The organism is Azospirillum sp. UFLA03-27, from assembly GCF_059803775.1.
In genome coordinates this window covers 1-26,034 of sequence record NZ_JAUQTX010000004.1, presented here as the reverse complement: position 1 = coordinate 26,034, position 26,034 = coordinate 1, and the positions used below count along the sequence as shown (strand labels likewise).

Below are 26,034 nucleotides of genomic sequence, written 5' to 3'. Positions count from 1 at the left end.
GATCCGGCTACGCCTCGGAGTCGGCGGTGATGCCGTGCTTGCGCAGCTTCGCGTAGAGGTTGGTGCGCGACAGGCCGAGGCTCCGCGCGGCTTCGAGCTTGTTGCCCTGCGCGTCTTCGAGCGCGGCGAGGATGAGCGAGCGTTCCAGCTCGTCCATGCTGTCGGCGAGGGGGCGCCTGCGCGCCGGCGATGCGGTGGGCCGGGGGGCGGCTCCAGGAAGGATGTCGGCGAAGTCGTCGGCCAGGATGCGCTCGCCTTCGGTGCGCACATAGACCTGCTCGATGACGTTGGCCAGTTCACGGACGTTGCCTGGCCAGTCGTGCCCGCGCAGCGCGTCGAGCGCCGCGGGGGTAAGGTCGCGCATCGGCTGGTCGAGGCTCACCGCCATCCGTTCCGAAAACAGCGAGGCGAGGATTTCCAGGTCCTCCTTGTGGTCGCGCAGCGCCGGCAGTTGGATCGGGAAGACGTTCAGCCGGTAATAGAGGTCTGAGCGGAAGGTGCCGTTCCGCATCATTTCCGGCAGCGGCCGGCTGGTCGCGGCGATGATGCGGACATCAACCTTGATGACCTGATTGGAGCCGAGCGGCTCGACCTCGCGCTCCTGAAGCACGCGCAGCAGCTTGGCCTGAAGCGGCAGCGGCATGTCGCCGATTTCGTCGAGGAACAGCGTGCCGCCGTGCGCGAGTTGGAATTTTCCGGGTCGCGGCTGGCGGCCGGCCCCGGTGTAGGCGCCCGGCGCCACGCCGAAGAACTCCGCCTCCAGCAGGTTTTCGGGAATCGCCGCGACGTTGATGCCGACGAAGGGGCGGTCGACCCGATCCGAGGCCGCGTGTATCGCCTGCGCCACTAGCTCCTTTCCGGTCCCCGTCTCGCCCAGCACCAGCACCGCCGAGTTGATCTGGCCGGCCTTGCGCACCAGCCGCTTGACCTGGAGCATCGCCGGGCTGAAGCCGACGAGGTTCTCGACCGAGTATTTCGGCGCCCGGCTGGCGGCGAGTTCCTGTTCCATCCGCGCGAGCCGCGATTGCAGCTTGTTGAAGCGCTCCGCGATGGGGCGGAGGTAGGTCAGGCTGTTCTTCAGGGCGAAGGCGAGGGCGCCGATGATCTCCCCCTGCTCGTCGCGCAGGGGCAGGCGGCTCACCAGCAGCGTGTGCTCGCCATAGCGCATGATGTCGAGCGGGAAGGAGCGGCCGGTCTCCACCACGTCGCGCATCTGGCTGTGCGGGATGACCCGTTCGATGGGCTGCCCCACCACCTCGGTGAGGGAGCGGATGCCCAACAGCGCCTTGCGCTTGTCATCGAACCAGACGTGCTTATCATTGGACCAGACGATCCGCGCGTCCTTGTCGACAAGGATGGCGCCGTCGATCATCTCGTCGATCATCACCATCAGCGCGCGCGCCGCCGCGAAGTGCTCGTCCCGTCCCGCCGCCATGACCCGCCTCCCGTCGCGTCGTTTCTGTCAATATTCTGAACACTGTTTGTCAAAATTCAGCACACAACGAAAGCCCTATTCGCAGGCCGCTGGCGGCGAAGGGCTCGAATCCACAGGCAATTCGCCCGCTGGCTCGGCCGAAGGCCCTCCATACCAACAATCCCCATCGCTGGCACGCCCCTTGCTTTGATTGCGGCAAGAAAATATGTGCACCGCGAACAATTGGCCGGGCGGCCATCGCGGCGGCGCTCAAGGCAGGGGGGACGCGACAGAAGCATGACGCAGCAGCGTATTGGAATCATCGGCGCCGGTCTGATGGGGCATGGGATCGCCCAGGCCTTCACCGTCGCCGGGCATCCGGTCGACATCCACGAGCCCGATCCGGGCCGCCGGGCCGGGATCGTCGAACGGGTCCGCGGCAACCTTGAGACTCTGGGAATGGACACCGCCGCCGCGGACCGGGTTCGGCCCTGCGCCTCCCTGGAGAACGCGGTCGGCCAAGCGGACGTCGTCATCGAAGCGGTTCCGGAGGATCTGGCCCTCAAGCAGCGGATCTTCCTGGCGGTCGAGGCCGCCGCCCCACGCCATGCGCTGTTGGCGAGCAACACGTCGGTGATCCCGATCACCCGGATCATGGAACCGCTCCGCGACAAGACCCGCGCCCTGGGCACCCACTGGTGGAACCCGCCGTACCAGATTCCGCTCGTCGAGGTCATCCAGACCGCCGACACCGCCGATGCGGCGGTCGCCGCGATGATCGGGCTGCTGGCCGCCATCGGCAAGACGCCGGTGCATGTCCGCAAGGACGTTCCCGGCTTCATCGGCAACCGCCTGCAGCACGCGCTCTGGCGCGAGGCCATCGCGCTCGTCCAGAATGGCGTGTGCGACGCCGAGACGGTGGACGCCGTGGTCAAGGCCAGCTTCGGTCGCCGCCTCGCCGTCCTGGGGCCGCTGGAGAACGCCGACCTCGTCGGCACCGACCTGACCCTGGCGGTGCACGAGCATGTCCTGCCCGACCTCGACCGGACACCGGAACCGTTGCCCCTGCTGCGCGACATTGTTGCGTCCGGGCGGCTGGGCATGAAGTCCGGCGCCGGCTTCCGGACCTGGACGGAGGAGCAGCGGACCGAGACCCACGCCCGTCTGGCGGCCCACCTCCAGCGGCTGGACGGCGTCGAGCGCGGGTGACCGCGCGCCGGTCAGGCCGTCCTTCCCTTCGAACCGAACCCATACAGAGACTGTCCCATGGCCGCACCACAGAAGGCACCACAGAAGAAGGTCATCATCAGCTGCGCGCTGACGGGGTCGATCCACACCCCGACCATGTCGGACGCGCTGCCGGTGACGCCCGATGAGATCGTCGAGCAGGGCGTCGGCGCCGCCGAGGCCGGTGCCGCGATCCTCCACCTGCACGCCCGCGATCCCCGGACCGGGCAGCCGACGCCGGACCCGGCGGTGTTCATGCAGTTCCTGCCGCGCCTCAAGCAGTCCACCGACGCGGTGCTCAACATCACCACCGGCGGTTCGCTCAACATGACGGTGCAGGAGCGCCTTGCCGCCCCGCTCCAGGCCCAGCCGGAGATGTGCTCGCTCAACATGGGCTCGATGAACTTCGGCATCTTTCCGCTGGCCGACCGTTACCAGGGCTGGAAGCACGACTGGGAGGAGCCCTATCTGCGCAGCACCGACGACTTCATCTTCCGCAACACCTTCCGCGACATTGCTTACATCCTGGAGCATCTGGGCGAGGGCTGCGGGACGCGTTTCGAATTCGAGTGCTACGACGTCGGGCATCTCTACAACCTCGCGCATTTCGTCGATCGGGGGCTGGTGAAGCCGCCCTTCTTCGTCCAGACGATCTTCGGCATCCTCGGTGGCATCGGCGCGGAGCAGCGCAACCTCGTCTTCATGCGCGAGACCGCCGACCGGCTGTTCGGGACGGATTACGAATGGTCGGTGCTCGCCGCCGGGCGTCACCAGATCCCCTTCACGACCATGGCCGCGGTCATGGGCGGCAACGTCCGGGTCGGGCTGGAGGACAGCCTGTATCTCAGCAAGGGCCGGCTGGCCCGGAACAGCGCGGAGCAGGTGGCGAAGATCCGCCGGATTCTCGAGGAGCTGTCGCTCGAGGTCGCCACCCCCGCCGAGGCGCGCGCGATGCTCGCCCTGAAGGGCGCCGATCAGGTGGCCTTCTGACCTGCAGGACGCCTCATACTCCATGATGCCCGAAAGAAGGACAGAGATGCGAAACAGAAACGCTGTCGTCACCGGCTCCACCACCGGCATCGGACTGGCGACCGCCCGCGAACTGGCCCGCCAGGGCTGCCATGTGATGCTCAACGGCTTCGGCGACCGCGCGGAAATCGACCGGCTGTGCGCGGACATCGCGGCGCAGAGCGGCACGACGATCGTCTATTCTGGGGCCGATCTCAGCCGGCCGGACGAGGCCCGCGCCATGATGGCGGAGGCCGCGGCGGCGCTCGGCCCCATCGACATCCTGGTGAACAACGCCGGGGTTCAGCATGTGGCGGCGGTGCACGAGTTCCCCGACGACAAATGGGACCTGCTGCTCGCGGTCAACCTCAGCGCCGCCTTCCACACCATCAAAGCGGCCCTTCCCGCGATGCGGGAACGCCGCTGGGGGCGCATCGTCAACACGGCGTCGGTGCTCGGCATGGTTGGCGCCCCGCATAAGCCCGCCTATGTCGCGACCAAGCACGGCATCATCGGCCTGACGAAGTCGGTCGCGATCGAGGTGGCGGAGCACGGCATCACCTGCAACGCGGTGTGCCCCGGCACGGTGCTGACCCCGATCATCGAGAAGCAGATCGCCCAGCAGGCGCAGGTCACCGGCCTGCCGGAGGAGCGGGTTCTGCAGGCCGTGTTCCTCGACCGCATGCCGACCGGCCGGCTGATCCCGCCGGAGGAGGTCGCCGCCGCCATCGCCTTCCTGTGCTCCGACGCCGCCGCGTCGATCACCGGCACGGCGATCCCCGTGGACGGCGGCTACACGACCCATTGAGTCTCCAACCACCAAGAAAACAACACCTTAGGGAGTGAACCATGCGCAGCACCTGTCTTGCCGGCCTTCTCGCCGGAGTCGCCTTCGCCGCCCTGGCGTCCGGCACGGCCCAGGCCCAGATGTCGGACAACGTCATCAAGATCGGCATGCTGTCCGACCGGTCCGGCATCTACGCCGACATCAACGGCGAGGGCTCGGCGGTGGCCGCACGGCTGGCCGCCGAGGAGTTCGGCAACGCCATCAACGGCACCAAGATCGAGATCATCGTCGGTGACCACCAGAACAAGGCGGACATCGCCGCCAACCTCGCCCGCCAATGGATCGACGTGGAGAAGGTCGACGTCGTCGCCGACGTGCCGAACTCGGCCGCGGCGCTGGCCGTGCAGGGCATCACCAAGGACAAGAAGCGCATCTTCCTGATGTCCGGCCCCGGCTCCACCGATCTGACGGGCAAGGACTGCAGCCCCTACGGCTTCCTGTGGACGTGGGACAACCACGCGGTGGCTTCCTCGACCGCCCGTGCGCTGGTCGAGCAGGGCAAAAAAAGCTGGTTCTTCATCACCGCCGACTACGCCTTCGGCCATTCGCTGGAAACGGAGGCGGTCAACACCGTCAAGCAACTCGGCGGCACCATCAAGGGCAGCGTCCGCCATCCCCTGGCGAGTTCGGACTTCTCGTCCTTCCTGCTGCAGGCCCAGGCCTCGGGCGCGGAGGTGGTCGCCTTCGCCAACGCCGGCGGCGACACCATCAACGCGGTCAAGCAGGCCGCCGAGTTCGGCATTCCCCAGGGCGGCCAGACGCTGGCCGGCCTGCTGCTGAACGTCAACGACATCCACGCGCTGGGCCTCGACACCGCGCAGGGGCTGATGCTGGCGAACTCCTTCTACTGGGACATGAACGACGAGACCCGCGCCTGGTCGAAGAAGTTCGAGGAGCGGACCGGGCGCAAGCCGTCGATGAACCAGGCAGGCGTCTATTCGGCGGTCAAGCATTACCTGAAAGCCGTGCAGGAGGCCGGCACCGACGACGCGGACAAGGTCGCCGCCAAGATGCGCAGCATGCCCATCACCGACATGATGATGAAGGACGCGAAGATCGCCGACAACGGCCGGATCTTCAATGACATGTATCTGGCGCAGATCAAGACGCCGGGCGAGTCGAAGGCGGCCTGGGACTACTTCAAGATCCTCAAGACCATTCCCGGCGAACAGGCCTACATCAACCCGAAGGACAGCGGCTGTCCCCTGGTGAAGTGACGGTGGAAGGGGAGCGAGCTCGCTCCCCTTTCGACGTTCGGTCGTTCCGCGCGGGATCGGTCGTGCAGGCCTCTCCTCGGGCCGGAGCTCACTGGTACTTGGCGTAGACCCAGAGAACGCGGGCGTCCTCGTCCCCCTCCGACACCCAGAGATGGGGGGTGCTGGCATCGTAATACATGGAATCGCCGGCTTCCAGCCGCAGCGGCTCGTAGATATGGCTGTGAACCACCAGCGTGCCGGAGAGGACGTGGAGGAACAGCTCCGCGTCGTACTTGGCCCATTCGGGATAGGCGTCGAGCGAGCGGGCGACGACGGTGGTCATGATCGGGCTCATGACCTTGTTCGTCAGGTCCGGGCAGAGCCAGGCGTTGTTGCAGGTGCCGGTCGGGAAGGGGCGGCCCTCCCCCGACCGCGTCACCGAGCGGCGGCCGGCCACGCGCAGCGCCGGGGTCTGCCCACCGATGATCGCCGCCGCGTCCATGTCGAACCCGCCGGCGATCTTCTGGAGGGTGGTGACGGTCGGGGAAAGCTCGTTCCGCTCGATCTTGGACAGGGTGGACACCCCGACCCCGGTGCGGTCGGCCGCCTGCTGGAGCGTCAGCCCCAGCCGCTTGCGCAGATTCTTCAGCCGGACGCCGAGGTCCAGCTCTCCGTCCGCCCCGCTCTGGGAAGGGGAGGAGGCCGCGTCGGGCCGGTCAATCACATCCATTGCGTCGTCCGCCGCCGGTCGTGTCGCGATTCGTCGTACATGCTTGGTCGTCAGGGCGGGCCGCTTCATTGAGGGTCCTCGAACACCAGAACCTTTCCAGGATTCATCATATGGTCAGGGTCCAGCAACGCTTTGATCTGCGTCATCAGCCGATAGCGCGTCGGGTCGATGGAGCGGGCGAGCCGTTTGCGGTTGCTGAGGCCGATCCCGTGCTCCGCGCTGATTGAACCATCGCAGGCAAGCGTCGCCGTGTCGACGATCTCGTTGATTTGCCCCGCCGCCGTCTCGAACTCGGCGCGGGAGGGGAAGGCGTCGTGGTCGAAATGGATCACCGCGTGGAGGTTGCCGTCGCCGACATGACCGACGAACAGCAGGCGCGCCTGCAGGAAGGCGGCGCGCACGCCGCGCTCCGTCTCCGCCGCGAAGTCGCCGAGCCGGTCGAGCGGCACCACGGTGTCGTAGGAGACGCTGATTCCGGCGACCTTGTTTGCCTCCGACACCGAATGGCGCAGGCGCCACAGCGCCTCGCGCTGCGCTTCGCTCTTGGGGATCACGGCGTCGGCGACGAGGCCGCGCTCCAGCGCGTCGGCAAGGCAATCCTCAAGAATTGAGGACAGATCCATGGCGGCGAAGCTGTCCTCCGCCTCGATCAGCACGTACCAGGGGTGCGGCTCCGCGAAGGGCAGGGTGCAGCCGGGAATGTGGTCGAGCACGAGCTGCATCTGGGAGTGCGACATGACCTCATAGGCGCTGACCCGGTCGCCGAGGCGGGTGCGGACGGCGGCCAGCAACTCCAGCGCCTTGTCGAGATGTCCGGCGCCGGCCATAGCGGTGGCGTTCGCCTGCGGCTGCGGGAACAGCTTCAACACCGCCGCCGTGATGATCCCCAGCGTGCCTTCCGCCCCGATGAACAGGTGGCGCACGGCGTAGCCACTGTTGTCCTTGCGCAGCCGTTTGAGGTCGTTCATCACCGAGCCGTCGGGAAGCACCACCTCCAGCCCCAGCACCATGTCGCGCATCGGGCCGTAGCGCAGCACCGCCGTGCCGTCGGCGTTGGTCGCGATGTTGCCGCCGATCTGGCAGCTCCCTTCCGCCCCCAGGCTGAGCGGAAGGAGGCGACCGGCCTCCTGCGCGCGGGCCTGCAGGTCGGCCAGGATGCAGCCGGCTTCCACCGTCATGGTGTTGTCCAGAGCGCTGACCTGCCGGACCCGGTTCAACCGGTCGAGCCGCAGCACCACCGTCTCCTCCGAGAAGGGCGTGGCACCGCCGCACATTCCGGTGTTGCCGCCCTGCGGCACGATCTTCCCGCCATGCTCGCGCACCAGCAGCACGGTCGCCGCCACCTGCTCCGTGTCCGCCGGATAGACGGCGCACAGCGCCGTGCCCTGGTAGCGGCCCCGCCAGTCGCGGGTCAGCGGTTCGAGGTCCGTCGCCTGCGTGACCACATGGCGCTCCCCCAGGAGCGTACGCAGCGACGTCAGCAGTGCCTGTGGGTCACGCATCGGGCAGGTCCTTGTGGCTTCGGGCCGAGAAGCGGGTTCGGGTGCCGGGGCGGAAATCGGTGAGGCGGACAATCGGCCGGGATGATCGGACGTTGACGATACTGTTTCACCATGTCTAGCATACGAAAAATTGTTCCCGAAAAGATAATTTTTGTCGGAGCAGCACCCAATGGGCATATCCTGCGAATCGTGCGATGCACGCCTCTTCCCCTGGAAACCGGGGAAATGGCGGTGACCGCGTCGCTCAACATCGCCGAGGCCCGGCAGCGGGCACGGTCCCGCCTCCCGCGCGGTCTGTTCGAGTACATTGACCGCGGCACCGAGGACGAAACCGGCATCGCGACGAGCAAAACGGCCCTTGATGGTCTCGTCTTCAAGCCGCGCATGCTGGTGGACGTGTCGAAACGCGACGCCACCACCCGCCTGTTCGGGGTGAGCCAGCCCATGCCGCTGGTGGTGGCGCCCACCGCCGTGGCCGGGCTGGTCTGGTACGACGGCGAGGTGGAACTGGCCAAGGCCGCCGCCGCGGTCGGCATTCCCTTCTGCGTTTCCACCCAGTCCATCACCTCCGTCGAGCGGATCGCCGGGGAATCCGGGGCTCGGTTGTGGTTCCAGCTCTATGTCTGGCGCAGCCGCGAGCGCACCCGCGAGTTGGTGCGGCGCGCCGAAAGGGCGGGGGCGGAGGCGTTGGTCCTGACCGTGGACACCGCGGTGACGCCCAACCGCGAATACAACATCCGCAACGGCTTCGGCATTCCGATCAAGCCCTCCCTGCGCGCCGGGCTGGATTGCCTCGCCCACCCGCGCTGGTTCGCCGGGGTCTTCGCCAAGTATCTGCGCAACGGCGGCGTGCCGACCTACGCCCACTATCCCGACGAGTTCCGCACAGCGCTGGGTCGGGTCGCCGTCGGCGACGAGATCAGCCTCGCCCAGGACGTGGGGTGGGACGACGTACGGAGCTTGCGGGACGCCTGGAAGGGCAAGCTGATTTTGAAGGGCGTGCTGCGCGCCGACGACGCGGAGAAGGCCGCCGAACTGGGTGTGGACGGGATCGTCGTGTCCAACCACGGCGCCCGCAACCTGGATCACGCCATCCACCCGGTGCGCTGTCTGGCGGACATCGCCGAGCGGGTCGGCGACCGGGTGACGGTTTTGGCCGACAGCGGGGTGCGGCGCGGCAGCCATGTCGCCGGCTATCTGGGGCTCGGCGCGCAGGGCGTGCTTCTCGGCCGTTCCGTTCTCTACGGGCTGGCCACCGGCGGGGCGGCGGGTGCGCAGGCGGTGCTGGAGCTGGTCCGGCGCGAGCTTCTGACCACCATGGGTTTTCTTGGGGCACCGACCGTGGCCGACATCACGGGGACGGTGGAACGGCCACGTTGACGTGTGTTGGCGTGCCTGATTTTATCGGATCATCACTTTTCATCCATGAAACGATTTGTTGTTGCAGCAAAAGGAAAAATAAGGTCACATCTCCTTGGTCGGAAGCGGACGGGGCCGGATCGAGGTCTCACAAGGGACACTCCATCGCCCCCGTTCCCTCCGGTCCCCACCCAAGCATTGTTCAGGGTGTGGGTTCAGACACGGATTTCCGGCGGCGCGCCGGTCTTTGTCGATTTCATCGAACTCGTTTCATCGCGGTTTTTTTCGATCGTCCCGAACCGGCTTCCCGCATCGCGGGGGCAAGGCCGCCTTGCGGCCCCGGCACACGGCCAAGCCTCGCTTCAAACGCCACGCTTAGGAAATCCGAGGCCCCCATGGCACTCACCCAATCGGAGATCAGCGGCCTGTTCAGCGCCATCGTCACGCCGCTGACGGTCGACGGCTCCGTCGACATCGTCGGCCTGAAGCGGCTGGTGCGCCACCAGCTCGACGCCGGGGCGTCCGGCGTCGTGCCGATTGGCGGCACCGGCGAATACCCCGCCCTGTCGCGGGACGAGCGCAAGCGTGTCGTCGCCGCCTGCGTGGAGGAGGCCGGCGGCAACCCGGTGATTCCCGGCGTGCTGTCCACCGGTTTCCAGGACGCGGTCGAGGCCGGGCGGGACTTCGCCGCCGCCGGGGCCGCCGCGGTGATGACCGTCACCCCCTATTACGCCGCCGGCACCCAGGAAGGCATGCGCGCCTATTTCCGCGCCTACCGCGACGCGGTGGACCTGCCGGTCATGCTCTACCAGATCCCGCGCCGCACCACCGTGGCGGTCACCGCCGAGGGCGTGCAGGCGATGGCGGAGGACGGCTCCATCATCGGCATGAAGTTCTCCTCCTACGACATGCCGGAATTCATCAAGACGATGAAGTGCGCCGGCGAGAAGATCTCCGTGCTGAGCGGCGAGGAGCCGCTGTTTGCCACCCACGTCGCGCTGGGCGCGCGGGGCGGCGTGCTGGCCTCGGCGACCATCTACCCGAAGATCTGGCTGCGCATCTTCGCGCTGGCGCGCGCCGGCAAGCTGAACGAGGCGCTGGCCGAGCAGACCCAGATCGACCCGGTGGTGAATTCCATCTTCCTGGAAACCAACCCCGGCCCGCTGAAGGCCTTCATGGCGATGGCCGGCATGCCGGTCGGCGGGGTGCGACTGCCGCTGACCGCGCCGACCGCCGAGACCACCGAGAAGCTCCAGGCCGTCGCCCGGCACGCGCGCGACATCGCGCTCGCCTGACGGCCGAAAGGAACACTTCGGGCGCTCCTTCTCCTGGGAAGCGCTCCAACAACGCGAAGCCGCGGCGGCGGCCGGTCAACGAACACGGAATGGCCTGAACGCACGTCAAGACACACACGTCACGACACATCCGGTCGGACAGCCCGACGGACCACAAGGGAGACGGACATGGTGAATCGCAGGGAACTGGCTGGGTTTCTCGGCGCCGGCGCGGCGGTCGGGGCGTTCGGGGCCACCATGGCGGCGAGCATCGCCCCGGCCGCGGCGCAGGAGGGCGGCAGCTCCTTCGACCGGGTCTTGAAGGCCAAGAAGCTGCGCATCGGCGGTGTGGCGACCGGCGCCCCCTGGATCATGAAGGACCAGACGACCGGCCAGTGGTCGGGCCAGTTCTGGGACATCGGATCGGCGCTCGCCGCCGACATGGACGTCGGCATCGAGGTGGTCGAGACCACCTGGGGCAACGCCATCCTCGACCTCCAGGCCAACAAGATCGACGTCATGTTCGGCATGAACCCGACGCCCAAGCGCGCCCTGGCCGTCGACTTCACGGTTCCGGTCTACAACAGCGCCCTGGTCGTCATCGCCAAGCCGGGCTTCGAGCCGAAAAGCTGGGCCGACATGAACAAGCCGGAGGTGAAGATCGCGGTGGACGTCGGCTCCGCCCACGACCAGGTGGCCAGCCGCCTCTGCCCGAACGCCCAGCTCATCCGCTTCAAGTCGCTGGACGAGGCGACGCTGGCCGTGCGCAGCGGCCGGGCCGACGCCCAGTCGATCTTCTGGATGGGCGGCGTGCGCGCGGTGAAGCGCGACCCGTCGCTGGGCAAGGTGATCGTGCCGCGCCCGGTCTTCGGCTCCACCTCCAACGCGGCGGTGCGGCGCGAGCCGGACAAGACCCTGCGCGACTTCGTGAACACCTGGATCGTCTACGCCCAGGGCCTGGGCCTGATCCGCGAGGCGGTGGTGAACAGCCTCGCCAAGGTGGACATCGCCATGAGCGACATCCCGGAAGGCATCACTTTTTAAAGGACCCGCCGACGGACCCGGGTTCCGATGACGCACGGCGGCCGGCCCCTCCGGGGTTCGGCCGTCGTTCCGAAGTTTTGCAAGCAGGCCCGCCATGTACACCTTCAACTTCGAGATGCTCTGGGGATACCGCTGGCTGTTCCTCAACGGCACGCTGGTCACCATCGGCCTGACGGCCGCCGTCGTCGTGCTGGGCCTGCTGCTCGGGCTGGTCGGCGGGCTGGCCCAGCTCTCGCGCTTCGCCGTGCTGCGCTGGATCTCCTGGGCCTACATCGAGCTGTTCCGCTGCACGCCCCTGCTGGTGCAACTGCTGTGGTTCTACTACGCGCTGCCGATGCTGACCGGCATCCAGATCGACGCGGTGACGGCCTCCGTCCTCACCCTGTCGCTCTACGGCGGGTCCTTCTACGCGGAGGTGATCCGGGGCGGCGTGGTCTCCATCGAGGCCGGACAGTCGGAGGCCGGGCTGGCGCTCGGCATGACGCCGGCCAAGGTGATGCGGCGCATCGTGCTGCCCCAGGCAGTCAAGCGCATGATCCCGCCACTGATGAACCAGTCGATCATCCAATTCAAGAACACCTCGCTGGTCTCGGTGGTGGCGGTGCCCGACCTTCTCTACCAGGGGCAGGTCGCCGCGACGGACACCTTCCGCCCGCTGGAGGTCTACACTATCGTCGCGCTGATCTACTTCGTCGTGTTGGTCCCCCTGACGGCCATCGTGAAGCGGGGCGAGAAGCAGCTCCAGACGGGTCATTGAAGGTTCTGGTCACTGATGCTTCCCCGGCGATCCAACGCGAGAGGCCCCTTTCCATGAACACCCCCAAGATCGAAGTCGCCGGGCTGAGGAAGCAGTTCGGCGAACTGGTCGTCCTGCGTGACATCAACCTGAAGATCGACCCCGGCGCCGTTGTCGCGCTGATCGGCCCCTCGGGGTCAGGCAAGTCCACGCTGCTGCGCTGCCTCAACCTGCTGGTGGTGCCGAACGGCGGCCGCATCCGCATCGGCGACGACGCCTTCGACTTCGAAAAGGGCAGGGCGCTGCCCCGGCCCAAGGCACAGGCGAAGTTCCGCTCCAACACCGGCATGGTGTTCCAGCACTTCAACCTGTTCCCGCACATGACCGTGCTCGGCAACGTGATGGAGGGGCCGGTCTCCGCCAAGAACATGCCGAAGGCGCAGGCCGAGGCGATCGGGCGCCGGCTGCTCGCCAAGGTCGGGCTGGCCGACAAGGCCGACGCCTACCCGGACCGGCTGTCCGGCGGGCAGAAGCAGCGCGTCGCCATCGCCCGCGCGCTCGCCATGGAGCCGGAGGTGATGCTGTTCGACGAGGCGACCTCCGCCCTTGACCCCGAGCTGGTGTCGGAGGTGCTGGGGGTGATGCGCGACCTCGCTGCCGAGGGCATGACCATGATCATCGTGACCCACGAGATCGCCTTCGCCCGCGAGGTCGCCGACCGCGTGATCTTCATGCGCGACGGCGTGATCGTGGAGGAGGGGCCGGCCCGCGACGTCATCGACCGGCCACAGCAGGAGGCCACCCGCGCCTTCCTCAGCCACTTCCACACACGCGGCTGAATCCGGGGGCTGAATCCGGGGGCTGAATCCGGTTCAGGTCTGTTCGGGCAGGCGGAAGGTGGCTACGGCGTCGCGGAACCCCCCCAGGAAATCCTGCGCGAGGGTGGACAGCGACCGCTGTGCCGAATGCAGCACCACCATTTCGAAGGTGATGGCCGGCTCGAAGGGGCGGATGGCAACGCCGCGCCCCGCATACTCCTGCGCCGTGAAGGGATCGACGATGGAGATTCCCGCCCCGGCGGCGACCATGGCGCAGGCGATCATGGTGAGCTGTGTCTCCACCCGCATGGTCCGGGCGACGCCGTGCTCGGCGAACATTGCGTCGACGGAATAGCGCATCAGCGTGGCGGCGCCGAGCGCGATGAAGGCTTCGCCCGCGAAATCCTCCGGGACCAGCCGCTTGCGCGCGGCCAGCGGGTGGTTGCTCGGCACCACGGCGACCGCCCGCACCCGCGGCATCCGTTCGCACAGCACCGTCGCGTGCTCCACCGCTGACTGGCCGAAGCCCAACTCGCACTGGCCGGCGGCCACCCAATCGAGCACCTGGGGGGAACTGCTGCCCCACAGCGACACATCCACCCGCGGCCGCTCCTCAAGAAAGCGGGCGACGAAGCGCGGCAGGAAGCCGATGGCCATCGCCGGCATGGCGGCCACGCGGAGCGTGCCGGCCCGCCGCTCCTGGAGGTCGCGCGCCGCCTGCTCGATCCGCTCCAGCCCGACGAAGGACCGCTCCACCTCCTGGTACAGCGACATCGCCTCGCTGGTCGGCGCGATGCGCGAGCCGCGCCGCTCGAACAGCGTCAGCTTCAGCGCGTATTGCAGGTCGGCGATCAGGCGGCTGACCGCCGGCTGCGAGATGTTCAACAACTCCGCCGCTGCGGTGATTCCGCCGGTCAGCATGACGGCGCGGAACGCCTCGATCTGGCGCGGATTCAGCATTCAAGAGTGGCCCAAAGGTGTCGAATGCGTTGCAGCATAACATTCGGTTATAGACACCACAAACAATTCGATTTGACGATTATGCCAGAGGGGCGCGACGCTCCGGGGGTGCGACAAAACGCGCAACCGCGGCGAAACGAACCGGAACAGGAGAGGGACAGATGCGAGCGTTGGTGTACGGCCTGATGGCAACCGCCGCCCTGGGGTGTGGCGCCGCGCAGGCGCAGCAGAAGACCCTGTATGTCGCCGCCTATGGCGGGTCCTTCGAGCAGACCATGCGCAAGGACATCATCCCGGCCTTCGAGAGCAAGACGGGCATGAAGGTCGAGTATGTCGCCGGCAATTCCACCGACAACCTCGCCAAGCTCCAGGCCCAGAAGGGCAACCAGCAGATCGACGTGGTGATCCTGGACGACGGGCCGATGTATCAGGCGGTGGCGCTGGGCTTCTGCGCCGACATCGCCAAGGCGCCGGTCTACGACGATCTCTACGATCTGGCGAAGATCCCGTCGGGCAAGGCGGTCAGCGTCGGCGCTGTCGGCACCGGCATCGTCTACAACAAGAAGGTCTTCGACGAGAACGGCTGGGCCGCCCCCGCCTCCTGGAAGGACATCGAGGACGCCAAGTTCCGCAAGAAGCTGGTCGTCCCGCCGATCAACAACAGCTACGGCCTGCACGCGCTGGTGATGATGGCGCGGCTCGACGGCGGCGGCGAGAAGAACATTGATCCCGGCTTCAAGGCTTTCAAGGACAAGGTGAACCCGAACGTGCTCGCCTACGAGCCGTCACCGGGCAAGATGACCGAGCTGTTCCAGAGCGGGCAGGCCACCGTCGCCGTCTGGGGCTCGGGCCGCGCCAAGGCGCTGGCCGACACCGGCTTCCCCGCCGCCTTCGTCTACCCCAAGGAGGGCGGCGTCGTGCTGGCCTCGGCGGCCTGCGCGATCACCGGCAGCAAGCAGGCGGCGGAAGCCCAGCAGTTCATCCAGCACATGTTGTCGCCGGAGGTGCAGACCGTGATGGCGACCGGCGCCGGCTTCGGCCCGGTGAACAAGACCGTCACCCTGACCGCCGACCAGCAGGTGGGCATCCCCTACGGCCCCGAGCAGATGGGCAAGCTGCTGGTGGTCGATTGGGACACCATCAACGCCAACCGCGAGGCCTGGAACAAGCGCTGGACCCGCGAGATCGAGCGCTGACCGCAACTCCCCGGCCCGCCGTCGAAGCGGGCCGGGATTTTCCAGGCTCCTTGGTGGGAGACGACGCCATGCCTTACCTTGTCCTCGATCGGCTGACCAAGCGGTTCGGCCCATGGGTCGCCGTCGACAACCTGTCCCTGACGGTGGAGAAGGGGGAACTGGTCTCGCTGCTCGGCCCGTCGGGCTGCGGCAAGACCACGACGCTCCAAATGATCGCCGGCTTCCTCGACCCCAGCGCCGGGCGCGTCACGCTGGACGGCGCCGACCTGCTGGCCAAGAAGCCCAACGAGCGCGGGCTCGGCATCGTCTTCCAGAGCTACGCCCTGTTCCCCCACATGACGGCGGCCGAAAACGTCGCCTTCGGGCTGGAGATGCGCGGCATCCCGCGCGCCGACCGCGACCGGATGGTGCGCGACGCGCTCCTGCTCGTCGGGCTGGGGGCCTTCGGCGACCGCTACCCGCGGCGCATGTCCGGCGGCCAGCAGCAGCGCGTGGCGCTGGCCCGCGCCTTGGTCATCAAGCCGAGCCTGCTGCTGCTCGACGAGCCGCTGTCGAACCTCGACGCCAAGATGCGCGAGGAGATGCAGATCGAGCTGCGCCGCATCCAGCGCAGCGTCGGCACCACCATGATCCTCGTCACCCACGACCAGGCGGAGGCGATGGCCCTGTCCGACCGGGTGGTCATCATGAACAAGGGCCGGGTGGAGCAGGTCGATGCCCCGCAGGACGCCTACGACAACCCGGCCAGCGCCTTCGTCGCCAACTTCCTCGGCCGCACCAACCTGCTCCAGGGTGTGGTGCGCCGCGACGGCGCCGGGCGGCGCATCGACGTGGCCGGGACGGCGTGGCCGGTCGCGGCGGAGCTGCCGGACGGCCCCGGCCTGCTGACCGTGCGGCCGGAGAAGGTCCGCTTCGTGGACGGCGCCGGCGTGCCGGGCCTCGTTCGGGCGCGGGTCTTCCAGGGCACCCAATGGCTGTTCGAGATCCGCACGGAGGCCGGCGACCTGACGGTGATCCGCCAGCACGACGGCCAGACCCTGCCGGCGGAGAACGAGCCGGTCATGGTCGGCTGGCGGGCGGAGGACATGCGCGTGATGGCGGGTGAGGCATGACCGCCGTGGACGCTCACAAATCACTAATCGATACCCCGGTTGCGGACACGGCGACCGATGCCCCGCCGCCGCGGCCGGAGCAGCGTCCGCTGGCACCCTACCTGCTCAGCCTGCCGGCGCTGGCGCTGTTCGCCGTGCTGCTGCTGGTGCCGCTGGTCATGACCGGGCTGCTGTCGCTGAACAGCTTCGGATTCTACACGGGCATCCAGGATGTCTGGCAGCTCGGCAACTACATCGACATCGTCACAGACGACTATTTTCACGAAATCTTCCTGCGCACCTTCCGCATCGCCGTGGTGGTGACCCTGCTCTGCGCCGTGCTCGGCGCGCCGGAGGCTTACATCCTGCGCCGCATGCGGTCGCCCTGGCGCGGCCTGTGCCTGCTGATTGTCCTGGGGCCGCTGCTGATCTCGGTGGTGTCGCGCACGCTCGGCTGGGCGCTGCTGTTCGGCTCCACCGGCATCATCAACACGGCGCTGATGGCGGTCGGGCTGATCGCGACGCCGATCGAGTTCATGTACACCGAAACCGGCGTCATCATCGCCCTGACCCATGTGCTGGTGCCCTTCATGGTGCTGTCGGTCTGGGCGTCGCTGCAGCGGCTGGACCCGCAGGTCGAGAACGCCGCGCTGTCGCTGGGGGCCAAGCCCTTCACCGTGCTGCGCCGGGTGGTGCTGCCGCAGGTGGTGCCGGGCATCCTGTCGGGCTCGATCATCGTCTTCGCGCTGGCCGCCAGCGCCTTCGCCACCCCGGCGATCATCGGCGGGCGGCGGCTGAAGGTGGCGGCGACGCTGGCCTACGACGAGTTCCTGAACACGCTGAACTGGCCGCTGGGCGCCGCCATCGCGATCCTTCTGCTGCTCGCCAACATCGTGATCATCGTCGGCTGCAACCGGCTGGTCGAACGTCGCTACAAGCAGGTGTTCGAATGAACCGCAACGGCCCCGTCGCCCTGGTCTTCCACACGCTGTTCCTGGCCTTCCTGCTGGCGCCGATCCTGGTCGTCTGCGTGGTCGCCTTCACCTCGCAGGGCTATCTGTCTCTGCCGACCGAGGGGCTGTCGCTGCGCTGGTTCAAGGCCATCGGCGATAACCCGGAATTCGCGCGGGCCTTCCGCGACAGCCTGCTGCTGGGGGCGGTCAGCTCCACCATCGCGGTGGCCTTCTCGGTCCCGGCGGCGCTGGCCATCGCCCGCCACCAGTTCCGCGGGCGCGAGGCGATCACCGCGCTGTTCCTGTCGCCGCTGATGGTGCCGCACATCGTGCTGGGCATCGCCTTCCTGCGCTTCTTCACGCAGATTGGGCTGGGCGGGACCTTCGCCGGGCTGGTGCTGAGCCATGTGGTCATCATCCTGCCCTTCGCGCTTCGGCTGATCCTGGCCGCCTCCACCGGCATGGACCGCTCCATCGAGAACGCCGCGGCCTCGCTGGGCGCCACCTCCTGGACGACCTTCCGGCGGGTGACGCTGCCGCTGATCCTGCCGGGCGTGGCGAGCGGCTGGGTGCTGGCCTTCATCAACAGCTTCGATGAGGTGACGATGACCGTCTTCATCGCCTCGCCCGAGACGACGACGCTGCCGGTGCGTCTCTTCCTTTACATCCAGGACAACATCGACCCTCTGGTCGCCGCGGTGTCCGCCTCGCTGATCTTCATGACGGTGGCGGCGATGCTGGTTCTCGACCGGCTCTACGGGCTTGAGCGGCTGCTGGTCGGCCGCGGACAGGAGTGAGCGTCACCATGACCGAGTTAACGAGGTCCGACTGCGACGTCGCCGTGATCGGCGGCGGGCTGGTCGGGTCGGCCATCGCCTGGGGCCTCGCCCAGCAGGGGCAGACGGTCGCCGTCCTCGACGAGGGGGACGTCGCCGTCCGCCCGTCGCGCGGCAACTTCGCCCTGGTCTGGGTGCAGGGCAAGGGGCTGGGCCTGCCGGAATACGCCGGTTGGACCAAGATGTCCTCCGACACGTGGACCGGCTTCGCCGAGCGGCTTCAGGAGCAGACCGGGATCGACGTGTGCTACCGCCGGCCGGGCGGCTTCCTGCCCCTGCTGTCGGAGGAGGAGATGGAGCGGCGCGCCGGCCAGCTCCGCCGCCTGCACAACCAGCCGAACGTCGTCCGCTACGACTACGAGATGATGGACCGCGCCGCCGTGGCGAAGGAGATGCCCTTCATCGGCAAGGACGTGGTCGGGGCGAGCTACTGCCCGCTCGACGGCCATTGCAACTCGCTGAAGCTGCTGCGCGCGCTGCACAGCGGGATGAGCCTCTCCGGGGTCTCCTATCGTCCGCACCACCGGGTGGAGCGGATCGAGCCGCGCGACGGCGGATTCCGCATGGTCACCGCCTCAGGCGACGAGGTTCGGTCGGGCAAGGTGGTCATCGCCGCGGGCCACGACGCCCGCCGGCTGGCCCCCATGGTCGGGCTGGACGCCCCGGTGCGGCCGGAGCGCGGCCACATCATCGTGACGGAGAAGACCGCCCCCTTCCTGAAGTTTCCGGTCGGCTTCATCCGCCAGACCGACGAGGGCGGGGTGATGATCGGCGACAGCTTCGAGGATGCCGGGCTGGACACCACGGTGCGCAACGGCGTCACCTCGACCATCGCCGACCGCGCGCTGCGCATCTTCCCGCTGCTCGGCAAACTGAACGTGGTGCGGACCTGGGCGGCGCTGCGCGTGCTGACCCCGGACGGCTTCCCGATCTACGAGCAGTCCACCACCATGCCCGGCGCCTTCGTCGCCACCTGCCACAGCGGCGTGACGCTCGCCGCCAACCACGCGCTGGCGCTGGCGCCGCACATCGCCGCCGGCACCCTGCCCGACGAATTCTCGGCCTTCAGCGCCCGGAGGTTCCATGTTCCAGCGGTTGCCTGACGCGGGCGGAGAGCGCGTCTCCTTCACCATCGACGGCCGCCCGGCCGAGGCGCTGTCCGGCGACAGCGTCGCCGCCGCCCTGATCGCCAACGGGGTCGGTGCCTGCCGGACCACCCCGGTGTCCGGCGCCCCGCGCGGCCCCTACTGCATGATGGGCGTGTGCTTCGACTGTCTGGTGACCATCGACGGCACCGGCAACCAGCAGGGCTGCCAGATCCGCGTCCGCCCCGGCATGCGGGTGGAGACCCAGAACGGCAAGCGGGAGATCGACCGGTGACCGACCTGAAGCCTCGTTACGATCTGGCGGTGATCGGCGCCGGCCCGGCCGGCCTCGCCGCCGCCACGCTGGCCGCCCGGCGCGGCCTGTCCACCGTCCTGCTCGATGAGCAGGCGGCCCCCGGCGGCCAGATCTACCGCGCCATCACCCGCTCGCCGGTGAAGAATCCCAGCGTGCTCGGGACCGACTACTGGCACGGCGCCGATCTGGTCGGGCCGTTCCGCGACAGCGGCGCCGACTATCTGCCCGGTGCGGCGGTGTGGAGCGTCTCGCGCACGCTCGACATCGGCCTGTCGCGCGATGGTGCGGCGCGCATCCTGCCGGCGCGGCACGTCATCCTGGCGACCGGCGCGCTGGAGCGGCCCTTCCCGGTTCCCGGATGGACGTTGCCCGGCGTGATGGGGGCGGGGGCGGCGCAGATCCTGCTGAAGACCTCCGGCCTCGTCGCCTCGGGCGGCGTGGTCATGGCCGGCAGCGGGCCGCTGCTCTGGCTGCTCGCCTGGCAGTATCTGCGGGCCGGCGCGCGCATCGACGCGATCCTCGACACCACGCCGCGGGAGAACTGGCGACAGGCCATGCCGCACCTGTCGGCCTTCGCCCGCTCCGGCTATGTCGGCAAGGGGCTGAAGCTGCTGCTGGAGGTCCGGCGGAAGGTCAAGGTGATCGGCAACGTCTCCGCCCTGCGCGCCGAGGGCGACGGGCGGGTGCAGACGGTCGTTTATCGCCAGGGGAACGGCGCCGAGCAGCGCCTTCCGGCGGACACGCTCCTCCTGCACCACGGGGTGATCCCCAACATCAACCTCGCCAACGCCATCGGCTGCGCCCAGTCCTGGGACGAAGCGCAGCGCTGTTGGGTGCCGGACGTCGACGGCTGGGGCGCCACGTCGGTGGAAGGTGTCTCCATCGCCGGCGACGGGGCCGGCATCGGCGGCGCGCTGGCGGCGGAGCACCGCGGCCGGCTGACGGCGCTGGACGCCCTGCACCGGCTGGGCGCCATCGACCGCGCCACCCGCGACCGCGACGCCGCCCCCCACCGTGAGGCGCTGGACCGGGCGCTGCGCGGCCGCGACTTCCTCGACGTGCTCTACCGGCCGGGCCAGGAGTTCCGTGTCCCCGCCGACGACACCATTGTCTGCCGCTGCGAGGAGGTGACGGCGGGGCAGGTGCGCGACGCCGTGAAGCTGGGTGTCAGCGGGCCGAACCAGACCAAGTCCTTCCTGCGCTGCGGCATGGGGCCGTGCCAGGGGCGGCTGTGCGGCCCGACCGTGGTCGAGGTCATCGCCGACGCCCGCGGCGTCTCCCCGGCGGAGGTCGGCTACTACCGGCTGCGCCCGCCGGTGAAGCCGATCACGCTGGCCGAACTCGCCTCGCTGCCCAAGGCCGAGGACGAGGTGGCCGCCGTGATGCACCACTGACGGGGCAGGGGGACACCATGTCGGAGCCGGACGTCATCGTCGTCGGGGGCGGCCTGCACGGCTGCTCCACCGCGCTGCACCTCGCCATGCGCGGGGTCCGGGCGCTGGTGCTGGAGAAGGACCACATCGGCCGCCACGCCTCCGGCGTGAACGCCGGCGGGGTGCGCCAGCTCGGCCGCCACGCCGCGGAGGTGCCGCTGTCCGTCGCCTCCATGGCGCTGTGGCACGGCATCCGCGACCTCGTGGACGACGACTGCGGCTTCGAAAGCCACGGCCAGCTCAAGGTCGCGGAAACCGAGGCGGAGCTGGACTCCTGCCGGGAGCGGGCGGCCCAGCTCGCCGCACTCGGCTTCACGCACGAGGAGGTGGTGGATCAGGCGGAGCTGCGCCGCCTCGTCCCGTCCATCGCGGAGCATTGCGTCGGCGCGCTGGTGTCGCGCCGCGACGGGGCGGCCATCCCCTACCGCACCACCTTCGCCTTCAAGCGCAAGGCCGAGAGCCTGGGCGCCCGCTTCCACGAGGGGGCGGCGGTGGCGCGGGTCGCCCGCTCGGGCCGCAACTGGCGGGTGGAGACGGCGGACGGCGTGGCGCACGAGGCGCCGGTCTTGGTCAACTGCGCCGGGGCCTGGGCCGACCGGCTGGCCGCCCAGCTCGGCGAGCCGGTGCCGCTGGAGGTCATCGCGCCCATGCTGATGATCACCGCCCGCGTGCCGCCCTTCCTGAAACCGGTGGTCGGGGCGACGGGCCGCACCCTGTCCTTCAAGCAGTTTCCCAACGGGACCGTGCTGATCGGCGGCGGGCTGCTGGGCCGCGCCTACCGCGACGAGAACCGGACGGACCTGGACTTCGCCAACGTCACCACCAATGCCCGCACGGTGTGGGACCTGTTCCCGATCATGCGCAGCGCCACCATCGTCCGAGCCTGGGCGGGGATCGAGGCGCGGATGCCCGACGACATCCCGGTGATTGGCCCCAGCGGCACGGAGGAAGGGGTGTTCCACGCCTTCGGCTTCTCCGCCCATGGCTTCCAGCTCGGCCCCATCGTCGGGCGGATCACCGCCGACCTCATCACCCGCGGGGCGAGCGACCTGCCCATCGACGCCTTCCGCATCCAGCGATTCCGCCACACGGCGGCCGCCGCCTGACCGCTTTGGCGGAGCGGCCTTTTCAGGAGACCCACGTTTTGACGATTCAGCGTTTCGATTGCGGCCCGCGGATGAGCGAGATGGTCGTGCACAGCGGCACCGTCTATCTGTGCGGCCAGATCGCCGATTTCGAGGCCATGGGCGGCGTGACCCACGACGTGACGGCGCAGACCCGCGACGTGCTGCGCCAGATCGACGTCCTGCTGGAGCGCGCCGGCACGGACAAGAGCCGGCTGCTCACCGCCACCGTCTATCTCGCCGACATGGCCGGCTTCGCGGCGATGAACGCGGCTTGGGATGCCTGGGTGGACCGCGCCAACGCCCCGGCCCGCGCGACCGTCGAGGCCAGGCTCGCCGACCCCGACCTGCTGGTCGAGATCCAGGTGATCGCCGCCCTCTGACCGGCCCTTACCGAACCACCAAACCGGAGTTTTCCATGAAACGTCTGGCCCTCGGGCTGGCGATGAGCCTGTGCGCCCTCGTGGCGGCCGTCCCCTCGGACTCGCGCGCCGACGGCCCGCCCCTGCGCATCGCGACGGAGGGCGCCTACCCGCCCTTCAACATGACCGCCCCCGACGGCACGCTCGGCGGGCTGGAGGTGGAGCTGGCCAACGCGCTGTGCGAACGCATGAAGCGGCGCTGCACCCTGGTCGCCCAGGATTGGGACGGCATCATCCCCGGTCTGCTGTCGCGCCGCTACGACGCGATCATGGCGACCATGAACATCACGCCGGAGCGCGCGAAGGCCATCGCCTTCTCCGTCCCCTACATGGTCGTCCCGGCCTATTTCGTGGCGGCCACCGGCGGCGGCATCGACGGAACCGAGGCCACCCTGGCCGGCAAGTCGGTCGGCGCCCAGACCTCGACCACCCATTACCGCTATGTCGAGAAGCACTTCGGCAAGACCGTCTCGCTGAAGAACTACGACACCGCGTCGAACCTGCTGGCCGACCTGAAGAGCGGGCGCATCGACGCCGCCATCACCACCGGCGCCACCGCGTCCGACTGGGTGAAGGCCGACGCCTCGAAGTCGCTCCAACTCGTCGGCAAGCCGCTGGTCGACGCCGAGGTGTTCGGCCCCGGCGTGGGCGTCGGCCTGCGCAAGGAGGACGCGGACCTCAAGGCCGCCTTCGACGCCGCCATCGCGTCGGTCGTGCAGGACGGCACGCTGGCCCGCATCGCCGCCAAATACGTCGATTTCACCGTCACTCCCTGACAAAGCACCCCCTGACCAACACCCCCACCGATACCAACCAAAACCGGGAGAGTTCTCGTGATCAAGCGCGTTGAGAAGACCAAGATCATGCACCGCGTCGTTGTCAGCAACGGCATCGCCTTCCTCGGCGGCATCATCGCCGACGACGTCAGCGTCGGCATGCAGGAGCAGACCGCCCAGATTTGCCGGAAGCTCGACGCCGTGCTCGCCATGGCCGGCACCGACAAGACGAAGCTGCTGTCCGCCCAGCTCTTCATCACCGACATGAAGGCCAAGGACGGCATGAACGCCGCGTGGCTGGAGTGGCTGAACGGCGACGACCTGCCGGCCCGCGCCACCATCGGCGTTGCCGACCTGGGCGACCCGTCGATCCTGATCGAGGTTGTGGTGACGGCGGCCGTCTGACGGCGGCCTGGGGCAGGGGGGCGGGAACGCGTGCGAAGTTCAGAAAGTTGAAAGCCAAGTGGTTGTATTTGATCAGCTTGCGCGGCTCGTCCCGAACCCCTTCGCTCAGAGACGGTTTGACAACCTGTTCAGTGGCAGGCTCGCCATAGCGAGCTGTTTCATGCCGCCGGAGACGTCGATGCGGGCTTCATAATCGCGAAGGAGACGTTTCCGGCGTTTCATCTATCCGACTGTCTGATACTTGCCGCCAAAATGCGGGTCGGTGGGGCAAATCCACGGAATGACCGACCAGAATGGGTTGACGGCGCAGACGGTGTCTGCACTCCGCGCTCGGCGGCAGAACCTAGTCGCTCGCCAGCGCCACCACCGGGTCGAGCCGCGCCGCCCGGCGGGCGGGGATCAGGCCGAAGACCATGCCGGTCAGCACGGCGGAGGCCGCCGCCCCAGCGATCGCGGTCGCGGTGAAGACCACCGGCATCGCCAGCAGCCCGATGACCGCGCCGCCAGCCAGGCCCAGCGCGACCCCGACCAACCCGCCCAATCCCGCCACCAGAGCCGCCTCCATCAGGAACTGCCGCTCGATGTCGGCGGCGCGGGCGCCGACGGCCATGCGGATGCCGATCTCGCGGGTCCGCTCGGTCACGCTGACCAGCATGATGTTCATGACCCCGATGCCGCCGACCAGCAGCGTGATGACCGCGGCGCAGCCGAGCAGCAGCGTCATGGTGTCCTGGGTCTCCGCCGCCGCCTGGATGCGCGCGGTCCCGTCGTGGATCTGGAAATCCTCCTGGCCGTGACGCTCGGAGAGCAGGGCGTGGATGGCATCGCGGGTCTGCCCGATGCGCTCCACGTCGTGCACGGAGACCAGGATCAGTTGCAGGTCCGGCTTGCCGATCAGGCGTTGCACGCCCGTGGACAGGGGCACGAACACCCAGTCGTCGGTGCTCTGGCTGCCGGTCAGGTCGCCCTTCTTCGCCATCACGCCGGTCACCAGGAAGGGAATGTTGTTCACCAGCACATGCTTGCCCAGCGGCGACTCTCCGCGCGGGAACAGCCGTTCGGCGACGCCGTGGCCGAGAACCGCCACCGCCGCCCCGGCCCGCTCGTCGGCGCGGGTGAAGAAGGCCCCCTCAGCGACGGGCCAACGATGCGTCAACGGCAGCGACGCCGAGGTCGCCAGCCCTTCGGTCCGGTGGTCGATGTTGCCATGGCGGACCATCACCGGCGTGTCGAGGTAGGGCATCACGCTCTCGACGTTGGACAATTGCAGGATGGCTTCGCCGTCCGCCTCGGTCAGCGGCGTGACCGGCAGGCGGGGATCACCGCTGCCCGCCACGACGAAGACCAGATTCACCCCCAGCGCGCCGACCCGCGCCATCACCGCCTGCTTGGCGCCCTCGCCGATGGCGAGCAGGGCGATCACGGACGCCACGCCGATGACGATGCCGAGCAGGGTCAGCGCCGTGCGGAAGCCGTTGGCCCCCAGCGACCGCAGCGCCGCCGACAGGGCTTCCGCCGCGTCGGTCCACAGGGAGGCGCCGGCGGCCTCGCGCTCCGCCGGGGCAGGGGAGGGGTCCGCCGGTGACGGGGCCGGGCGGCCGCTGTCGGCGACGATGCGGCCGTCGCGCATTTCGATCACCCGGCCGGCGGCCTCCGCCACCTTGCGGTCGTGGGTGATGAGGATCACCGTGCGCCCGGCGGCGGACAGCTCGCGCAGCAGCGCCACCACCTCCGCCCCGCTGGCGCTGTCCAAAGCACCGGTCGGCTCGTCGGCCAGGATCACCGGGGCGTTGTTCATCAGCGCCCGCGCGATCGACACGCGCTGTTGCTGGCCGCCCGAAAGCTGGTTGGGGCGGTGATGGCGCCGCTCCCCCAGCCCCAGGCGGCCGAGCAACTCCACGGCGCGGCCTTCGCGCAGCGCGGCGGGCAGGCCCGCGTAGCGGCCCGGCATCTCGACATTCTCCTGCGCCGTCGTGCCGGGGATCAGATGGTAGTGCTGGAAAACGAAGCCGAACCCGTCCCGCCGCAGCGCCGCCCGCTCGTCGCCCTCCAGCGCCGTCACGTCGCGCCCGTCGACGCGGTAGCGCCCGGAGGTCGGACGGTCGAGCCCGCCGAGGATGTTCATCAGCGTCGATTTGCCGGAGCCGGAGCTGCCGACGATGGCGACGAACTCCCCCGCCTCGACGGTCAGGGAGACGCCGCGCAGCACCTCGACCGCCAGGCCGCCACCGCTGATGTAGGTCTGTCTCTTATACACATCTCCGAGCCCACGAGACTATAAC

At 68.7% G+C, this 26,034-nt stretch carries 25 protein-coding genes; 20 read left to right on the top strand and 5 right to left on the bottom strand.

All coding sequences use genetic code 11. The features are described 5' to 3' along the window. Positions 1 to 7 precede the first annotated feature (7 nt). A complete protein-coding gene (locus Q4I23_RS01260) occupies positions 8 to 1,435 on the bottom strand; it encodes a sigma-54 interaction domain-containing protein (RefSeq protein WP_498525047.1) in 1,428 nt (475 codons plus the stop codon). 276 nt (positions 1,436 to 1,711) lie between these two features. Here Q4I23_RS01260 and Q4I23_RS01255 point away from each other — a divergent pair, with 276 nt between their 5' ends. Genes Q4I23_RS01255 through Q4I23_RS01240 form a run of 4 tightly spaced genes read left to right on the top strand, consistent with a single transcriptional unit; the run spans position 1,712 to position 5,713 of the window. Next, the gene (locus Q4I23_RS01255; protein ID WP_498525046.1) at positions 1,712 to 2,623 is read left to right on the top strand and encodes a 3-hydroxyacyl-CoA dehydrogenase family protein; all 912 of its coding nucleotides are present in this window, start codon (positions 1,712 to 1,714) and stop codon (positions 2,621 to 2,623) included. Between the two features lie 57 nt (positions 2,624 to 2,680). After that, a complete protein-coding gene (kce, locus tag Q4I23_RS01250) occupies positions 2,681 to 3,631 on the top strand; it encodes a 3,5-dioxohexanoate:acetyl-CoA acetone transferase (protein WP_040137487.1) in 951 nt (316 codons plus the stop codon). A gap of 46 nt (positions 3,632 to 3,677) precedes the next feature. Beyond that, positions 3,678 to 4,457, top strand: coding sequence for a 3-hydroxybutyrate dehydrogenase (locus Q4I23_RS01245; RefSeq protein WP_040137488.1), 780 nt, complete (start codon positions 3,678 to 3,680; stop codon positions 4,455 to 4,457). Between the two features lie 41 nt (positions 4,458 to 4,498). Beyond that, a complete protein-coding gene (locus Q4I23_RS01240; RefSeq protein WP_498525045.1) occupies positions 4,499 to 5,713 on the top strand; it encodes an ABC transporter substrate-binding protein in 1,215 nt (404 codons plus the stop codon). Between the two features lie 88 nt (positions 5,714 to 5,801). On the opposite strand, the gene Q4I23_RS01235 is transcribed toward Q4I23_RS01240, so the two are convergent. Further along, positions 5,802 to 6,422: a helix-turn-helix domain-containing protein gene (locus Q4I23_RS01235; RefSeq protein WP_498525044.1), complete on the bottom strand. Its 621-nt coding sequence runs from the start codon at positions 6,420 to 6,422 to the stop codon at positions 5,802 to 5,804. 65 nt (positions 6,423 to 6,487) lie between these two features. Beyond that, the gene (locus tag Q4I23_RS01230) at positions 6,488 to 7,924 is read right to left on the bottom strand and encodes an FAD-binding oxidoreductase (protein ID WP_498525043.1); all 1,437 of its coding nucleotides are present in this window, start codon (positions 7,922 to 7,924) and stop codon (positions 6,488 to 6,490) included. A gap of 225 nt (positions 7,925 to 8,149) precedes the next feature. Between Q4I23_RS01230 and Q4I23_RS01225 the strand changes: the two genes are divergently transcribed. The 5 genes from Q4I23_RS01225 (at position 8,150) to Q4I23_RS01205 (ending at position 13,176) form a co-directional block, all read left to right on the top strand. Next, positions 8,150 to 9,304 (top strand): alpha-hydroxy acid oxidase, encoded by a 1,155-nt coding sequence (locus Q4I23_RS01225; RefSeq protein WP_454019426.1) that lies wholly within the window; start codon positions 8,150 to 8,152, stop codon positions 9,302 to 9,304. 374 nt (positions 9,305 to 9,678) lie between these two features. Beyond that, complete coding sequence (dapA, locus tag Q4I23_RS01220; RefSeq protein WP_498525042.1) at positions 9,679 to 10,578, top strand: 4-hydroxy-tetrahydrodipicolinate synthase; 900 nt, start codon at positions 9,679 to 9,681, stop codon at positions 10,576 to 10,578. A gap of 168 nt (positions 10,579 to 10,746) precedes the next feature. Further along, a complete protein-coding gene (locus Q4I23_RS01215; RefSeq protein WP_498525041.1) occupies positions 10,747 to 11,601 on the top strand; it encodes a transporter substrate-binding domain-containing protein in 855 nt (284 codons plus the stop codon). A gap of 94 nt (positions 11,602 to 11,695) precedes the next feature. Beyond that, positions 11,696 to 12,358 carry an amino acid ABC transporter permease gene (locus Q4I23_RS01210; RefSeq protein ID WP_200486375.1) on the top strand — a complete coding sequence of 221 codons (663 nt, stop codon included), beginning with the start codon at positions 11,696 to 11,698 and terminating at the stop codon, positions 12,356 to 12,358. Positions 12,359 to 12,411: 53 nt separating this feature from the next. Beyond that, positions 12,412 to 13,176 (top strand): amino acid ABC transporter ATP-binding protein, encoded by a 765-nt coding sequence (locus Q4I23_RS01205; RefSeq protein ID WP_137143617.1) that lies wholly within the window; start codon positions 12,412 to 12,414, stop codon positions 13,174 to 13,176. Between the two features lie 33 nt (positions 13,177 to 13,209). Here Q4I23_RS01205 and Q4I23_RS01200 read toward each other — a convergent pair whose 3' ends face one another. Continuing rightward, a complete protein-coding gene (locus Q4I23_RS01200; protein ID WP_454019423.1) occupies positions 13,210 to 14,115 on the bottom strand; it encodes a LysR substrate-binding domain-containing protein in 906 nt (301 codons plus the stop codon). Positions 14,116 to 14,276: 161 nt separating this feature from the next. On the opposite strand from Q4I23_RS01200, the gene Q4I23_RS01195 reads away from it, so the two are divergent. The 11 genes from Q4I23_RS01195 (at position 14,277) to Q4I23_RS01145 (ending at position 23,752) form a co-directional block, all read left to right on the top strand. Beyond that, complete coding sequence (locus Q4I23_RS01195; RefSeq protein ID WP_454019422.1) at positions 14,277 to 15,311, top strand: ABC transporter substrate-binding protein; 1,035 nt, start codon at positions 14,277 to 14,279, stop codon at positions 15,309 to 15,311. 68 nt (positions 15,312 to 15,379) lie between these two features. Further along, entirely contained in the window at positions 15,380 to 16,423 is a 1,044-nt protein-coding gene (locus Q4I23_RS01190; RefSeq protein WP_498525040.1) for an ABC transporter ATP-binding protein, read from the top strand. Further along, on the top strand, positions 16,420 to 17,355 hold the full coding sequence (locus Q4I23_RS01185) for an ABC transporter permease (protein ID WP_498525039.1): 936 nt from the start codon (positions 16,420 to 16,422) through the stop codon (positions 17,353 to 17,355). The genes Q4I23_RS01190 and Q4I23_RS01185 overlap by 4 nt, the downstream gene beginning before the upstream one ends. Further along, on the top strand, positions 17,352 to 18,152 hold the full coding sequence (locus Q4I23_RS01180) for an ABC transporter permease (RefSeq protein ID WP_040137502.1): 801 nt from the start codon (positions 17,352 to 17,354) through the stop codon (positions 18,150 to 18,152). The genes Q4I23_RS01185 and Q4I23_RS01180 overlap by 4 nt, the downstream gene beginning before the upstream one ends. Positions 18,153 to 18,160: 8 nt before the next feature. Continuing rightward, a complete protein-coding gene (locus tag Q4I23_RS01175) occupies positions 18,161 to 19,294 on the top strand; it encodes an NAD(P)/FAD-dependent oxidoreductase (protein ID WP_137106960.1) in 1,134 nt (377 codons plus the stop codon). Beyond that, positions 19,275 to 19,571: a (2Fe-2S)-binding protein gene (locus Q4I23_RS01170; protein WP_035681439.1), complete on the top strand. Its 297-nt coding sequence runs from the start codon at positions 19,275 to 19,277 to the stop codon at positions 19,569 to 19,571. The genes Q4I23_RS01175 and Q4I23_RS01170 overlap by 20 nt, the downstream gene beginning before the upstream one ends. Beyond that, complete coding sequence (locus tag Q4I23_RS01165; RefSeq protein ID WP_498525038.1) at positions 19,568 to 20,986, top strand: FAD/NAD(P)-dependent oxidoreductase; 1,419 nt, start codon at positions 19,568 to 19,570, stop codon at positions 20,984 to 20,986. The genes Q4I23_RS01170 and Q4I23_RS01165 overlap by 4 nt, the downstream gene beginning before the upstream one ends. Before the next feature lie 17 nt (positions 20,987 to 21,003). Beyond that, complete coding sequence (locus Q4I23_RS01160; protein WP_498525037.1) at positions 21,004 to 22,131, top strand: NAD(P)/FAD-dependent oxidoreductase; 1,128 nt, start codon at positions 21,004 to 21,006, stop codon at positions 22,129 to 22,131. A gap of 38 nt (positions 22,132 to 22,169) precedes the next feature. After that, positions 22,170 to 22,532, top strand: a complete 363-nt coding sequence (locus tag Q4I23_RS01155; protein ID WP_498525036.1) for a RidA family protein — start codon at positions 22,170 to 22,172, stop codon at positions 22,530 to 22,532. A gap of 35 nt (positions 22,533 to 22,567) precedes the next feature. Next, entirely contained in the window at positions 22,568 to 23,347 is a 780-nt protein-coding gene (locus Q4I23_RS01150; RefSeq protein ID WP_137118563.1) for a transporter substrate-binding domain-containing protein, read from the top strand. A gap of 57 nt (positions 23,348 to 23,404) precedes the next feature. Beyond that, a complete protein-coding gene (locus Q4I23_RS01145) occupies positions 23,405 to 23,752 on the top strand; it encodes a RidA family protein (protein WP_014199022.1) in 348 nt (115 codons plus the stop codon). A 343-nt stretch (positions 23,753 to 24,095) separates the two neighbouring features. Here Q4I23_RS01145 and Q4I23_RS01140 read toward each other — a convergent pair whose 3' ends face one another. After that, positions 24,096 to 26,009 carry a MacB family efflux pump subunit gene (locus Q4I23_RS01140; protein WP_498525035.1) on the bottom strand — a complete coding sequence of 638 codons (1,914 nt, stop codon included), beginning with the start codon at positions 26,007 to 26,009 and terminating at the stop codon, positions 24,096 to 24,098. Positions 26,010 to 26,034: the final 25 nt, after the last annotated feature.